15 protein-coding genes are annotated in these 14,875 nt (G+C 41.7%); 10 read left to right on the top strand and 5 right to left on the bottom strand.

Annotated features, from left to right (window positions below):
- Positions 1 to 5: 5 nt before the first annotated feature.
- The 3 genes from N7E81_RS12520 to N7E81_RS12510 all read left to right on the top strand — a co-directional run bounded on the left by N7E81_RS12520 (position 6) and on the right by N7E81_RS12510 (position 2,521).
- Complete coding sequence (locus N7E81_RS12520; protein WP_263049930.1) at positions 6 to 602, top strand: bifunctional nuclease family protein; 597 nt, start codon at positions 6 to 8, stop codon at positions 600 to 602.
- Between the two features lie 40 nt (positions 603 to 642).
- Positions 643 to 1,308: a uracil-DNA glycosylase family protein gene (locus N7E81_RS12515; RefSeq protein ID WP_263049929.1), complete on the top strand. Its 666-nt coding sequence runs from the start codon at positions 643 to 645 to the stop codon at positions 1,306 to 1,308.
- 91 nt (positions 1,309 to 1,399) lie between these two features.
- Positions 1,400 to 2,521, top strand: a complete 1,122-nt coding sequence (locus tag N7E81_RS12510; RefSeq protein WP_263049928.1) for a C1 family peptidase — start codon at positions 1,400 to 1,402, stop codon at positions 2,519 to 2,521.
- A gap of 477 nt (positions 2,522 to 2,998) precedes the next feature.
- Here N7E81_RS12510 and N7E81_RS12505 read toward each other — a convergent pair whose 3' ends face one another.
- On the bottom strand, positions 2,999 to 3,913 hold the full coding sequence (locus N7E81_RS12505) for a glutaminase (protein WP_263049927.1): 915 nt from the start codon (positions 3,911 to 3,913) through the stop codon (positions 2,999 to 3,001).
- Between the two features lie 218 nt (positions 3,914 to 4,131).
- Positions 4,132 to 5,349 (bottom strand): ABC transporter permease, encoded by a 1,218-nt coding sequence (locus N7E81_RS12500; protein ID WP_263049926.1) that lies wholly within the window; start codon positions 5,347 to 5,349, stop codon positions 4,132 to 4,134.
- Positions 5,350 to 5,419: 70 nt separating this feature from the next.
- On the opposite strand from N7E81_RS12500, the gene N7E81_RS12495 reads away from it, so the two are divergent.
- The gene (locus N7E81_RS12495) at positions 5,420 to 6,592 is read left to right on the top strand and encodes an exo-beta-N-acetylmuramidase NamZ family protein (protein WP_263049925.1); all 1,173 of its coding nucleotides are present in this window, start codon (positions 5,420 to 5,422) and stop codon (positions 6,590 to 6,592) included.
- Between the two features lie 2 nt (positions 6,593 to 6,594).
- Here the strand turns inward: N7E81_RS12495 and N7E81_RS12490 are convergent, their stop codons facing one another.
- Positions 6,595 to 6,987, bottom strand: a complete 393-nt coding sequence (locus N7E81_RS12490; protein WP_263049924.1) for a rhodanese-like domain-containing protein — start codon at positions 6,985 to 6,987, stop codon at positions 6,595 to 6,597.
- Positions 6,988 to 7,032: 45 nt separating this feature from the next.
- Between N7E81_RS12490 and N7E81_RS12485 the strand changes: the two genes are divergently transcribed.
- The 6 genes from N7E81_RS12485 (at position 7,033) to N7E81_RS12460 (ending at position 12,591) form a co-directional block, all read left to right on the top strand.
- Positions 7,033 to 7,542: a GNAT family N-acetyltransferase gene (locus N7E81_RS12485; protein ID WP_263049923.1), complete on the top strand. Its 510-nt coding sequence runs from the start codon at positions 7,033 to 7,035 to the stop codon at positions 7,540 to 7,542.
- A gap of 128 nt (positions 7,543 to 7,670) precedes the next feature.
- Positions 7,671 to 8,543, top strand: a complete 873-nt coding sequence (locus tag N7E81_RS12480; RefSeq protein ID WP_263049922.1) for a DMT family transporter — start codon at positions 7,671 to 7,673, stop codon at positions 8,541 to 8,543.
- A gap of 36 nt (positions 8,544 to 8,579) precedes the next feature.
- A complete protein-coding gene (locus N7E81_RS12475; protein ID WP_263049921.1) occupies positions 8,580 to 9,452 on the top strand; it encodes a TolB family protein in 873 nt (290 codons plus the stop codon).
- A gap of 73 nt (positions 9,453 to 9,525) precedes the next feature.
- The gene (locus N7E81_RS12470) at positions 9,526 to 10,149 is read left to right on the top strand and encodes a DUF4136 domain-containing protein (RefSeq protein ID WP_263049920.1); all 624 of its coding nucleotides are present in this window, start codon (positions 9,526 to 9,528) and stop codon (positions 10,147 to 10,149) included.
- 12 nt (positions 10,150 to 10,161) lie between these two features.
- Positions 10,162 to 10,767 carry a hypothetical protein gene (locus tag N7E81_RS12465; protein WP_263049919.1) on the top strand — a complete coding sequence of 202 codons (606 nt, stop codon included), beginning with the start codon at positions 10,162 to 10,164 and terminating at the stop codon, positions 10,765 to 10,767.
- An 87-nt stretch (positions 10,768 to 10,854) separates the two neighbouring features.
- Positions 10,855 to 12,591 carry an ABC transporter ATP-binding protein gene (locus N7E81_RS12460; RefSeq protein WP_263049918.1) on the top strand — a complete coding sequence of 579 codons (1,737 nt, stop codon included), beginning with the start codon at positions 10,855 to 10,857 and terminating at the stop codon, positions 12,589 to 12,591.
- Between the two features lie 2 nt (positions 12,592 to 12,593).
- Here the strand turns inward: N7E81_RS12460 and N7E81_RS12455 are convergent, their stop codons facing one another.
- On the bottom strand, positions 12,594 to 13,133 hold the full coding sequence (locus tag N7E81_RS12455) for a hypothetical protein (RefSeq protein WP_263049917.1): 540 nt from the start codon (positions 13,131 to 13,133) through the stop codon (positions 12,594 to 12,596).
- 82 nt (positions 13,134 to 13,215) lie between these two features.
- Positions 13,216 to 14,865 (bottom strand): TonB-dependent receptor, encoded by a 1,650-nt coding sequence (locus tag N7E81_RS12450; protein WP_263049916.1) that lies wholly within the window; start codon positions 14,863 to 14,865, stop codon positions 13,216 to 13,218.
- Positions 14,866 to 14,875 lie beyond the last annotated feature (10 nt).

Here is a 14,875-nt window from a genome sequence, read left to right as displayed (position 1 = left end):
GACAGTTGGAGAAAATAAAACTGGACATTATAGGATTATCCTCCAGCCATGCACAATCAGGCTCATTTGCACTGGTGTTAGGCGAATCGGAAGGTGGTCGACGACTACCCATTATCATTGGCATGTTTGAAGCACAAGCCATTGCCATTGAAATTGAAAAGATCACGCCCAACAGGCCCATGACTCATGATTTATTCAAGTCATTTGCTGGCAATTTCGAGATCGACGTCAAAGAAATCATCATTTCTGATCTAAAAGAAGGTGTGTTCTTTGCTAAGATCGTCTGTATCGATAGCCATGGCAAAAAAGTGAATATAGACGCTAGACCATCGGATGCGATAGCCATTGGTATTAGGTTCGACGCAGATATATACACCAATGCCGCAGTGATGGAAGAAGCTGGTATCGTAGTCACCGATGAATTTGAAGAAGAACTAGACACCATGTCCTCTGCCGATAGCGAACCTAAAGAGGAAGCCAAAGGCAAAGGCATCAAAAAGCACTCTGTAGAAGAATTGAATCGAATGCTCGATCAGGCACTTGCTGAAGAGGATTATGAAAAGGCCGCCCAACTGCGAGATGAATTGAACCGTAGAAACTAAATACCTCAAGAATCTGAACTGAGTACTAAATGTAATAACTATGTTAGTGTCTGATCAGATTCTTGATTTTTACCAATCCCTCTCTCCTCCTGCTCTGCTTCCTAAAGAAGTGGTAACGCTCAACCCCTACCAAACAGTTGAAGGCTGGGAAAGCACCGTTCAATTTTACCAAAAATACTATGCGGATTACCAAACCCGAAGAATGCTTTTCGGGATCAATCCTGGCCGTTTTGGTGGTGGAGTTACTGGTGTGCCTTTTACAGACCCTATACGCTTAGAAGAAGTTTGTGGCATCTCCAATCCCTTTCAAAAGAGGGAAGAGCTAAGCGCTAAGTTTATCTATGAAATAATAGCTGCCTTCGGTGGGGTACAAGCTTTCTATAGCCAATTTTATATTTCTGGAATGTCTCCACTAGGTTATGTACGAGACGGGAAAAACCTCAACTATTATGACCTACCTGATTGGGAATCTATTTTTGAAACAGACATGGTCAGCTGGATAAAAAAGCAACTCCAATTCTCTATAGATACATCAGTAGCCTACAGTATCGGACAAGGGCAAAACCTAAAATTCCTCAAACAACTCAACGATAAACATGGATTTTTCAAAAAAATCGTACCTGTACCCCACCCTCGCTGGGTCATGCAGTATCGACTCAAAAGAAAGCAAGAATTCATTGATGAGTACTTGATAAAACTGGGATAAAGCCCTACCGTTCATCAAACTCTACTGTCTGATAAACTTAAAATTTTGAAGATTTCATATCTTCGGAATTCAAATAATGGTAAATAAAATCATGCGACATCTATTCACTCTTGCAGCTTTAGCATTGTCTTTGAGCATACATGCTCAAGATACCTACGAATTTTCCACAACGGTTGACCTAGCGTCTACTCCCATCATCAGTCAAGGTCAAACGGGTACTTGCTGGAGCTTTTCTGCATCTTCTTTTATAGAATCTGAAATCATCCGAAAAACAGGCAAAACCATTGACTTGTCAGAGATGTATACCGTTCGTCAAACCTACATGGACAAGGCTGAAAACTACATCATGCGACAAGGTAAAGCCAACTTTAGCGAAGGAGGTCTGGCACATGATGTACTCAATTCCATCAAAGCCAATGGACTCGTGCCACAAGACGCCTACAATGGCTTAGACGCTGGCAGCAGCTATCATAACCATAAAGAAATGGTAGCCATACTCGAGTCCATGCTGACCACTTACGTAGAAAACCCTAACAAAAAACTAAGTAAAAAATGGAGGGCCACCATAAATGCCGTGCTCGACATATATATCGGTGCGACTCCAGAGACTTTCACCTTTGAAGGAAAAACGTATACCCCTCAGTCATTTTCAAAGATGACAAGCATCAATCCTGATGATTACGTATCGCTCACCTCATTTACTCATGAGCCGTTTTATTCCAGTTTCATTCTTAATATCCCCGACAATTTTAGCAACGGCAGCTTTTACAACTTGCCTTTAGATGAGCTGATTCAAACCCTCAAGCACTCTTTAGCCAATGGCTATTCGGTAGAGCTTGATTGTGACGTGAGTGAGCCGACCTTTTCTGCCAAACATGGTCTTGCTGTAATTCCAGCAGACCAAAGAAACAACCAAGTTGCATTAGACGCAATCTATCCAGAGCTAGACGTGACTCAGCAGTACCGACAAGATGAATTCGAAAACTACACCACCACAGACGATCACCTGATGCACATCACAGGCATGCTCAAAGATCAGAAAGGCAACACCTACTACAAGGTAAAAAACAGCTGGGGCAACAATTCAAACTACATATCCAACGACGGGTACATCAACATGAGTGAATCATACATGCGCTTGAAAACAATAAGTATCACTCTCCACAAAGACGCCATTCCTAAAAACATAACAAAGAAACTAGCGATAAAATAATTTAAATGTCAGGACTAATGTTGCTACCATTCTGCCAATTAAATATCTGGCGACCGACTCTTCTAACATTACACAATATCACAATCATATAGTACAATCACCTATTGGTCATGTTTTAAAAATCAATATAGTACAATTAATCCCACCAAATTGTACCATAAAACTTCATCTACTATCAAATCATCACCTTAGATAAGTGATGCATTAATCACTATTAATACCATATCATATACGCATAATCCAATTTAAGAGAATTACCTATAAGAAAATTTAGGAAAATGTACGAATTACTATTATGTAATCAATCCTACATATTTGTAAGAGATACTTAAATTAAAACGATCATGAAAGTAGTTAGAAAGCCGATCATCGTACTTACCATAGTAATGAAAGCTATACCTGTAGCTTTATATTTGATACTCGTTTGATCAAAAGACATTGAGATCGCAAGGTCTTTTTATTAGCTAGAGAAAATAGTCAGAATATTGACGATTCAGTTTTGGTTGTCAATAATTCAAGGCTATTAAAAGCTCTTACCGAATTCCCTTTTTTATTGAGCTTAGGACTCCATACTGCTACAGCAAACTCCTCTGGAAACACTGCCGCAATTCCTCCTCCTACACCACTCTTGCCAGCCAACCCTACTTTGAAGGCAAACTGACCCGATTCATCATAAAACCCACAGGATAGCATCAGTGCATTGAGGCGTTTCACCTGACTTTTCGTTAGGCTAAACCCAGCGTGACTATAGGCCAAGCCATTTTCTCCAAAGTGCAAGAAAGCTGAAGCCAGTTCTCTACAATTCATTTCGATAGAACACTGTTTGTAGTAAAAGTCTAAAATCTCTTCTGTATCGTTGACGATATTACCTTTGGCCTTCATCATATTGACAAAAGCAGAATTGAGGTACCCAGTCTCTTTTTCTGACTGCGCCACTTTTGCATTGTAGGTAATGTCAGTCGAGCCTGTCAGTGATCGAACAAAGGCAAACAAGTCCTCTTCGGGATTTTGGAGTTCGGATAGCAACACATCTACCACTACAAGTGCACCAGCATTTACAAATGGGTTTCTAGGTATTCCATTTTCGTACTCTAACTGCACGATCGAATTAAAGGGATTTCCAGAAGGCTCTACTCCTACTCGCTTCCAAAGCTTCTCTCCCATCAAAGAAAAGGCCATCGCCAAACTAAAAACTTTGGATATACTCTGAATAGAAAACTTGTCTTCAGCATCGCCTACAGCAAAGTGCTCATTGCGTACCGTAGTGAGATGCATACCGAATTTGTCTGGGTTAGCTTTCGCCAATTCAGGTATATAATTAGCTACTTCACCGTCATTGGGCAGGGCAGCTATTTCTATAGCAATTTCATCGAGTATTTTCTGATAATCCATTCGCCAAAATTGAAAGGATTAATTGGAAGTAAGAAATAGATAGCTTGATTTTTAAAAGAAATTACAGATCACCACTATAGTTGTTCTTCATCAATAAAGTCTCTCAGAAATAGTGCTTCTGCTCTTTATGCTTACCTGTTTTTTTTGCGCTTAGCTAGAGGCTGTAAGTCTGCCACTCCATCGTAGGTTCTCGCACAAAGAAAGGATATACTAATGAATCAATTGAAGCGAATGGCCGTTATCGGCTTGATCCTAGACACCACAGTCATAGGTATGCCCAATGCCAATGTCACTACCAAAAAAGTCAACACATTAAGTCCGATCAACGATTCGTAATCCCAAGAGATCGGTACATAATACATGTAATAGTTGGCCGCATCAAGTGGCACCAGATGAAATTGATCCTGTAGCAATGCAATCAATAATGCGATCACATTTCCATAGATCAGTCCTTTGGTTACGAGTAAAATGCCCTTAAAAAGAAATATTCGTTTGATCTGTCTCTTGCTCGCCCCCAATGCCTGCAATACCCCTATCATATAAGTCCGTTCCAAAATTAGGATTAGCAATATAGAGATCATGTTAAAACATGCCACGATGAGTATCAAGCCCAAAAACACGGTCACGTTCTGATTGAGCAAACCCAGCCAATCAAAAATCTGACTGTACTTATCGCTCACCTTGTCCACGTATAGGTCTGCATCTATGGCATTGAAGAGTATGTCCTCTGCCTCATCAATTTGCCCAATATCCTTCACAAAAACCTCAAAACCACCAACCTGATCCTCATTCCAGCCATTAAGACGTTGGATCATGCTGAGGTCTCCTATCATCACACTTTTATCAAATTCTTCAAGCCCTGTCTCGTATATGCCCACCAGTTTCAATTTCCGAAACCTTGGTGGATTTTGCACGAAATGGATCATAAACTCATCCCCAATCGACAATCGGAGTTTATTGCTGATGTGCTGACTGAGAATCACTTCATTGGAGTAACCTTCTTTGGGGTGGTGAATAAAACGACCTTGGCGCATATTCTCTCCAAATCTCACCGTATCAAACTGACTATCTACACCTTTAAAACCTACACCTTCCACCTCTTCTTCCGTCTTGATCAAACCAGGTTTGAAAGCAAAAGCCTGTACATGATCGACAAATTCGAATTGAGCCTTTTGTTGATAAAAATCAGAATCAAAACTAATCGACTTTTCATCGAGTGCATTGCCCATGTTGTATTTGGTGATCTCTAGATGCCCTTTGAAATTGTAAATTTTTTCTTTGATCGTATGCTGAAAACCTCCGAGTATAAAAAAAGCCAAAATCATAGCGGCTAGCCCTGCACTGATACTAATGATGGCCAACTTAGAAATAGTCGAGGAAAAGGACGAATTGGCCTCAGAAGTGATACGTTTGGATATGAAATAGGGAAAATTCAAATTTTACAATTACATTCGTTGAGTACTCCGAAAAAGGATGTAAAATAATTAAATCGGGTCAAAATTATTGATGATAGTCAAATACTTTAACCACCTCGCATTCACTATAGCATGTGTGCTATCTTGGAGCTGCCAAGCCCAGCCGCTCCAGCCTCTTTCCATTCAGACTGGCGCCGAGCAAACAAACCTATACTTGCCTGAGTTAGAAGGTAAAACAGTTGCACTACTGGTCAACAACACATCTAAAATCGGCGAAACACATTTGCTAGACACGCTCCTCGCTAATGGCGTACAGGTCACCACCATATTTGCTCCAGAACATGGCTTCCGAGGAGACCAATCCAATGGAGAAAAAGTACTAGATGGCTACGATGAAACTACTGGTCTGCCTATCATTTCCCTTTATGGAAAAAACACAAAACCCAAAGACGGGCAGCTCGACAACATAGATGTGGTGATCTACGACATACAAGACGTAGGCGCCAGATTCTACACCTACATCAGTTCTATGCACTACATGATGGAAGCTTGCGCCGAAAACGACATACAGTTGATAATACTAGATCGCCCCAACCCAAATGCTCACTACATAGACGGCCCAGTACTAGAAGAAGCCTACGCCTCTTTCGTTGGCATGCACCCAATCCCTATCGTGTATGGTATGACTACAGGTGAACTGGCTTTGATGATCCTCGGAGAAGGCTGGCTCAAAGGAGCAGACAGTCTAATGCTTACGATAATCCCTGTTCAGAATTGGACACATGACACGCCATACGACTTGCCCATCATCCCCTCTCCCAACCTGCCCAATAAGCAGGCTATAGCACTATACCCTTCGCTGTGTTTGTTTGAAGGCACAAGTATAAGCGTAGGTCGCGGCACCTCTTTTCCATTTCAAACAGTAGGCTATCCTGAATCCAGTTTTGGTTCATTTACTTTTACACCTATCAGTATTCCTGCCGCCTCTAAATATCCGAAATTTGAAAACAAAGTATGCTACGGGTATGATTTGCGACAAGTGATTGTCCCTAATCAAATAGACCTATCATATCTTATCAAATGCTATGAGCAGATGCCAGACAAAAGCAAGTACTTCAATGCCTTCTTCACCAACCTATCGGGAACTAAAAAATTGCGCAAACAAATCGAAGATGGCTGGACAGAAGATGCCATTCGGGCCACTTGGCAATCAGATCTAGATCTATTCAAGGAAAAGAGAAAAAAATATCTACTATACGAATAAGCCTATTTAGGCATTTCGATTTCCATCCCAGCCGATTCCCAAGCCTGCATACCACCCTGCATGTCATATACTTTCTCAAACCCCAATTCGGTCATAAGCGCCATGGCCTTTCCACTTCTATTGCCCGATCTACAATAGATATAATAGGTTTTGTTTTTGTCTAACTTCTTCAACTTAGCATCAAACTTTTCTTCTAAATAATCTAATTGTTCGGCCGTAGGCACCATTCCTTGCGCCACTTCTTCGTCAGTGCGTAGGTCCAGTATTTGATAAGTTTCTGTTTCGTTAACAATTTGATTTTTGAATTGCTGAGGCGACAATATTTTCGAACCCTCTTTTTTAGCGCAAGCCAAAATGAGACAGAGTAACATTGAAAAAATAATCCCGTTCTTCATTCTCTTTAATATTTTGTTTTACTTGCTAAGATACAGCATTAACACATGGACTCCACACCGATAATCACGACCGAAAGAACTAATCTGCACTCGCCTGATACGATTACACTGGCGCAAGTCCGCCACCTGGATTCTGACCCTGAAATCTTAAAATACATAACAGGTGGAAAAACAAGAACCAAACCTGAATCCGAACACTGGCTACAAACTCGACTGGCCGAATACCATAAAAACGGCTTTGGGCTGATGCCAGCCTATCTTAAATCCGACAATTCTTTTATTGGTTGGGGTGGGTTGAAAAAACTGGACAACACAGACCATATAGAACTGGGCTACCGGCTAGACAAACCCTACTGGGGAAAAGGACTGGCCACTGAAGTGGCTAAAGGCATTGTAGACTACGCCAAGGCTCATTTGGCTATCGACAAACTGGTGGCCGTCACAGACCTAGACAATAAGGCCTCTCAGCAGGTACTTACCAAAATTGGTTTTTCATACCTCTCTGAAGCTTTTTATTACCAAACCCATGTGGCCTACTTCGAGATGAGCTTGTAGCGCTTAAATACTTTGTTGAGCATCTGAAAAATACTTAACGCCCGCACCAAATCTAGAGCGATAAATCATCGTATCTTCGCCACACATTTGCCATGACAAACACACCTAAAAATCAAAAAAAGGGAATTATGTTCGCCTGCTTCACTGCCTTACTATGGGGTTTTTTGGCGATCGCCCTCAAAGTAGCTGTAACAGAGATCAACCCAATCACCGTTTCTTGGTTTAGATTTATGACCGCTGGAGTCTTCCTTTTTGCATTTGTCAAAATCAAAAAACCAGACGAATGGCAAGCGATGAAGCCCTTTCCATGGCTCTCGCTAGTAGCTGCCTTGGGACTTTGTCTCAACTACGTGGGTTACATCACAGGCATCCACCTTACAGGCCCTAACAATGCCCAAATTATCATACAGTCGGCTCCTCTCATCGTAGGAATCATAGGCATCTTCATATTTAAAGAAAAAGTATCCAAGCGTCAACTAGCAGGCATAGCCACCGCCGCTTGTGGTTTTTATTTTTTCTATCACTATCAGCATGGCAATACCCTAGACCAAGGCAAAGCTTTGTACAACAAAGGCTCCCTTATCGTATTTCTAGCAGCCATCTGCTGGGTAGTATATGCTGTCAGTCAGAAAGTACTCGTAAGCAAGTACCCTGTACGCGCGATTAATTTAGTACTCTTTGTTTTTTCCACATTTGCATTAGCCCCATTCGTAGATTATCAAAGTATTTTACAAATGGATATAGGGATGTGGCTACTTATGTTGTTTTTAGGGTTGAATACGCTAGTGGCGTATAGCTTTTTGGGAGAGGCTTTCAAATATGCCGATGCAAACAAAGTAGGGATCATTATTACATTAAATCCACTCATTACTATTTTTGCAATGACTATTTTGGCCTATTTAGAAGTCACTTGGATTGCACCAGACACACTTTCATTGCCCGGTTTAATTAGCGCGTTAGCCGTACTTGGAGGTGCTATCATCGCAGTTAAATCAAAATAGCAGTCGAAAAAGAAATAATATTTGTACTTTTAATCTATGCGTAGCATTGTATCCACCGTACTCATCGCCGCAGTACTTTTGACCAAACAGACTCTAGGAGTGGCTCAGACTTCTACAGAAGTCTTCTTGTTTGAACTAAAACAAGAAAATGGCACATACAAACTCGCCAACCCCATTAACCTCAGTAAGAACCCCGGCTACGACAATCAACCTTCTTTTTTAAACAATGAAGAAATAGTCTATGCGGCCACCTTCGACAATCAGACTGACATAGTAAAACTAAACCTAACCACCAAAGAAAAAGTACGACTAACCAACACGGCCAGCAGCGAATACTCACCCAAACCCACACCAGGGGGAAAACACATCTCAGCCATTATCTTAGCCAAAGATGGTAGCCAAGTACTAGCCATGTATCCATTAAAAGGAGGCGAACCCAAAATCATCCCTTCTGAGCAAAAAATAGGCTACTACTGCTGGTTTGACAAAAAGACCGTCTTCTCTTATGTGGTAGGTTCCCCTCCATCGCTACAAGAATGGAACACCAAAAATGCACAATTCAAAATCATCATGATGAACCCTGGTAGATCACTGAGTAAGATTCCTGATGAGAAACTAATTAGCTTCATACACAAAGAATCAGACGATATCTGGTACCTCAATAGCTACGACCCAGATACAGATAAAGTCACCTACATCACCGAGTGCATCAAAGGAGCCGAAGATATGGTGTGGGCTGCGAATGGCACAGCATTTCTCAGCGACCAAAAGAAAATTTACAAATTCAACCCTGCAACAGACCAAAGCTGGCAACTCATAGCCAACATGGGCTCTTTCAACCTCACAGATGCGACTAGACTAGCGGTAAGTCCTGACCTGAAATGGATGGCCGTTGTCATTGAGGAATAATCAAACTTCTATTCTAGAATAGATCAATCGTTGATTAACTTTGTTGAACGTTTCTAAACCAAATTTTATTAAAATGAAGCTTTACAATCACTTTGTCATTCTTGGATGTATGCTGATCCTCAGCAACTGCTATCCACAAGAGGACTATATAGCTACTGCTGACCTCGACACTATTGTTACTTTCAAACCCAATTCGGCAGACATTACTAGCAAAACTACTTTTGCTGTAACAGAAGTTGTATGGGACGATAAAAATGACATCTACGATGGCGACTACAACACCACTTTGGTAGCTCAAATAGAAAAAAACATGAAAAATCTGGGTTACACGCTCTTGGAAAACCCAAGCGACAAAAACGTACCCGACCTCATCATCATACCTGAGATCATCTTCACCGACAACTACGTAGTAGGTGGAGGAGGATGCTACTACGGCTGCTGGGGCTGGGGCTGGGGAGGTGGCTGGTATGGAGGCTGGGGCTATGGCCCATATTACCCCCCTACTTATGTCGTATCTTATTCATCTGGCAGCATCCTTATGCACATGATAGATTCCTCTATTAGCACAGAAGACACTCAAAATGTACTATGGAATGGAGCAATAGACGGCCTCCTACGCTCTAATCTACAACATTCTCTACTCAACAACTACGTCGACCAAGCTTTCGAGCAATCTGCTGACTACCTATCTAAATAAAGCATCAAGACCATGAAAAAATATATCATTATAGCACTAGTAGCAGGCTTGACTCATTTCAATGCTGCTGCACAAATGTCCGTATTTCACATCGATTGGAATGTAGGGCTTCCTGTTGGAGACCTGCAAGATTTCATCGAAGATGAAAGTTACCGAGGATTAAGAATTGGCGGTAGAGCCTTTATCTACGACTACCTATCTGTAGGGGGCGAAGGAGGATGGCAAGTCTACTACGACACCCAAGACGGCACACAAAGAATAGAAACTGAAGACGGTATCTTTGATCTTACAGGCAAACAATATCGATACCTCAACACCTACCCGCTGATGGCTAATATTCATTTCTATCTTGGAGAAGACTATGGCGTCCGACCATATATTGGCACCAACGCAGGGGTTACTTTCGTGAATCAAAGAATAGCTTTTGGCATCTACGATGTGAGCGAAACCAGCACACACTTCTCAATTGCTCCAGAGATTGGTGCCTTTATTCCCATCGGAGTAGCTGGTGGCGGCATCAATATAGGTGCTCGATACGACCACATTTTCAAAACTTCTAAACTAGATGTAGATGTACAATCTGTTGGATTATTCATCGGGTTCATTTTTATGAATTAATCTTTTTAAAAGACTTACACAGATATTCTAATCTATTTGGCAAAAACGCCGTAATAGATTAGAATATTTTTTTTTACATCCTATCTTATGAGTGAGCAAAAAGCTTCATTACGTCACGTTTTCAAGACCATTGTCCTTCCTAGAAAAAACCTTCTCCTTATAGGACTTGTATTAATCATCATTAGTCGTCTGTCAGGACTGGTTCTCCCAGGTGCCAGTAAGTACCTGATCGATGATGTGATCACCAACAAAGACTTTGAACTACTCAAGACCCTACTTATCGTAGTAGTTAGTTCGATAATAGTACAAGCCACCACGAGCTTTGCCCTCACCCGATTGCTCAGTGTAGAAGCCCAACACCTCATCGCCCAACTTCGCGTAAAAGTGCAAAAACAAATCATCCAACTACCCATTAACTTTTTCGACAATAATAAAAGTGGCGCCTTAGTCTCTCGTATCATGAGTGATGTAGAAGGCGTACGAAATCTCGTCGGCACTGGTTTGGTACAGCTTTTTGGCGGATCATTGGCCGCCATTATTTCTCTTTGCCTATTGATTAGTATCAGCCCCATGATGACGGTATATGTACTAGTACCAGTGATCATTTTTGGTGTCATCTCTTTAAAGGCATTCAGCTACATACGACCGATCTTTCGTGCTCGTGGCAAGATCAATGCTGAAGTAACAGGCCGACTTACAGAAACACTCAACGGTATCCGAGTCATCAAAGGATTCAATGCTGAAGAACAAGAAATTAAAACTTTTGAGACTGGCGCTTTACGTTTATATGAAAACGTGAAGAAAAGCTTAACCTCAACTGCATTGGTTACCAGCTCAGCTACTTTCTTACTTGGACTGGCTACTGCAGGCATCATGGGCATAGGTGGCTATATGATCATCAACGATGAACTTACTTTTGGTGAGTTTTTATCTTTCACTCTCTATTTGGGTTTTATGATCGCACCCATCGTTCAGATGAGCAACATTGGCAGCCAAATCACCGAAGCTTTTGCTGGGCTGGATCGCACAGAAGAGATCATGTCTATGACTACTGAAGCCGAAAACCCCTCTCGCACACACCACATGTCTCGCATCCAAGGAGAGGTGAAATTTGAGAATGTAAGCTTTGCCTATGAAGAAGAAAAAAATGTAATCAAAGACATTTCATTCGAGGCCAATTCTGGTTCCGTCACCGCACTAGTTGGCACATCTGGCTCAGGAAAATCCACCATTGCAGGTTTGGTAGCCTCCTTTATCAGCCCACAGTCAGGCCAAATTCTATTGGATGGCACAGACTTGTCTACTATTACACTAGAAAGCTTTAGAAAACAACTGGGAGTAGTCTTGCAAGATGATTTTTTGTTTGAAGGAACTATTAAAGAAAATATACTCTTCCCCAGACCCGAGGCTAGCGAAACACAACTACTACAAGCTGTAAATGCAGCTCATGTACAGGAGTTTACTGATCGGTTCGAAGACGGCCTAGACACCGTCATTGGCGAAAGAGGTGTAAAACTATCTGGAGGTCAAAGACAACGTATCGCTATTGCAAGAGCTATACTGGCCGATCCTAGAATTCTGATCCTGGACGAGGCCACTTCTAATCTCGACACGGAAAGTGAATCATTTATACAAGAAAGTTTGAAAACATTGATGCAGGGGCGAACCACTTTTGTGATTGCTCATCGCCTGAGCACCATCAAACAGGCCGACCAAATCCTGGTGATCGAACAAGGAAAGATAGCAGAATCAGGCACGCATGAAGAACTGATTGCCAAAGAAGGTCGATACTACGACCTTTACACTTATCAAGCTAGAATTTAAGCCTATTTGGCTTTACGAAAGGTTTTCAATGCTTCATTGAGCTGGTGTTCTTTGCAGGCATGATAGCAGTCTGATGCAATCTCATAATACGGCATGCGTCGGCTGCCATTGATGTCTACATCTACATAGCTGACAACGCTAGCCAATTCTTCGTCCATCTGCCCTATCATAAAAAAAGGTTCTGCTCCTGTAGGCTCGTTATAAAACTCAAACTCAGGAATGATTTGCCGGTACAGCTCTTTGTCATCTTCTGAAATAAAAACCAACTCTAGCGAAAGTGCCGCTCCTGTGTCTAAACCATGTACATACAAATCTCCTGTAGCCATAAAATGGCCGCTCTTTTTAGTGGCTATTTCCATATTCCGAATCTCCCATTGCTTGTCTTCTTCGAAGGGGAAATAGATGGTGGAAGTGAAGGTAATGTAGGTGCAGGTCTCTGCTGGACAAATATCGTGAAGGTTTTTACCATTGTCCGAGATGTCTTGGGCAAAAAGTGCAAAACCGACGAGACAATTCATGGTAATGAATAGACTTCTTTTCATAACTTTCCCTTAATGCTGAATTAACAATTAAGGCAAAAAAGCAGAAAAAGTCAAGCGAAACTGCAGGTAAGATGAGCGGTGACTAAAGTCTAAAAGTCACACCACCTTTGATTTGAATACCACGCTGAGTATAATACAAATAACGCTGATACTTTTTATTGATCAAGTTTTCTCCTGACAAGAAAATTCCCCACTGTTCTTTGAGCTGATAATGTAGTCCTAGGTCTAATTGAGGAATCGCATCTAGGATAATATCCGTATCTGTCGCTTGGTCTCTACCAACCAAACCACCCGTAAAAGTAAAATTCCATTTGGCATTGAGCTTTGGTATGATCTGATGATCACCAGATACTAGAATCTCCGAAGTAGGTCTATGGTAGATCTGATCATAGCTGCTCGAAGAGTAGCCATAAACATTCACGCCAAGTGATACCTGATGGGCATCATTAACTTCGTATTGAGCACTGCCTTTAAAAGTAAAAACATTTGAATGCTCAGGATCGTAGATCAAATCCAATCGAGACTGATCTGCCGCATTATTGAGCAGAATAGGCAAGTATTTTATCGACTGATAACCCACCATAGCCGTTACGCTCAGCTGTTCCATCAGATTGCCTGTAATCCCCCCAGTGAGGTCAAACGAACGTTGTGAATTGACTATACCTACAGCCTGATTTAAATAACCGACTTCTTGTGCAAAATCATAGAGAGAGTTGAACGTATACCCCCCGTCTAGCTTAGCAAAAACGGTGTAATCTTCGGTGAGCGAATAGCTTGCTTTGGCATAAGGAAAAAACCTACTACTGCTCAAATCTGGTATGTCGTCATTTTGAAAGCTCGCAGAAAGACCAACGTCGAGTTGAAGCCTTTGAATAGTCAATCGGTAATAAGGATTCAATCGCACGTAAGAGCGCGACTCGTCTATGCCTGTATCTGTATATTTAGAAAGTGCGAGGTCTGTATCTAGAAAAAACTGTTCGCCATAGCCCACACCTATACTAGTCAAAAAGGTGTTTTCACTTACGTCAAAATTGTCTGAGTAATGTTTAAAATTGGCCCCTGCACTGTACGACCAAGCATCCTCCAGTTGATTATCTGTGGCTGACAGACCTAGGTTGATAAAGTTTGCATTGTGCTTGATGTCGCTATTATTCACCACAGTACCCTCAGGGTATCCATAGTAATAATTTTTCTCCAATCTATAATTGAGCGAAGACTCCAATTTGATCTGCTCGCGAATCATTGCTCCATAAAGGTTGATCTCTGATGCTGCCGTCCCACTATTCTTGCCGTCTACTTCTCCTGTCCCGAAGGATTCATGCTTGATATTGAGCCCCACCATTTGGTTGGCATCACCAGCTGTGGTCATGCTTACATCGAGCAACGGAGAGGTATAATTGCCAAAACCTGCTTTGCCATAATGCTGGTAGCTTTTCTCCTTTTGTTGCACTTTTGCTTTGGCTGGCGCAAACTGCATGGGTTCATTGGCTACGTCGTAGATGTACCATTTAAACTCACTCGGCTTGGCTACTGGCGTAGCCGTAGCTGGTTTCCACTTGATGAATTCATATAACTTATATTCTTTATTAAGTTCGATCTTTCGCTCCTTTTCGATCACAACCTCTGCGTCCTGCACTTCCCCATCTATGTTAAACTCCGTTTGGGCCAGGACAGACTGACTCGACACCCCCATGAGACAAGCAATAAAAATATGTTTGATATTAATCTTCATTATCTTTTTC

It is taken from the genome of Reichenbachiella carrageenanivorans, assembly GCF_025639805.1.
In the GTDB taxonomy this organism is placed as follows: domain Bacteria; phylum Bacteroidota; class Bacteroidia; order Cytophagales; family Cyclobacteriaceae; genus Reichenbachiella; species Reichenbachiella carrageenanivorans.
Note: the sequence above shows the minus strand (reverse complement) of the source record. Positions and strands in the feature narration are given on the sequence as shown.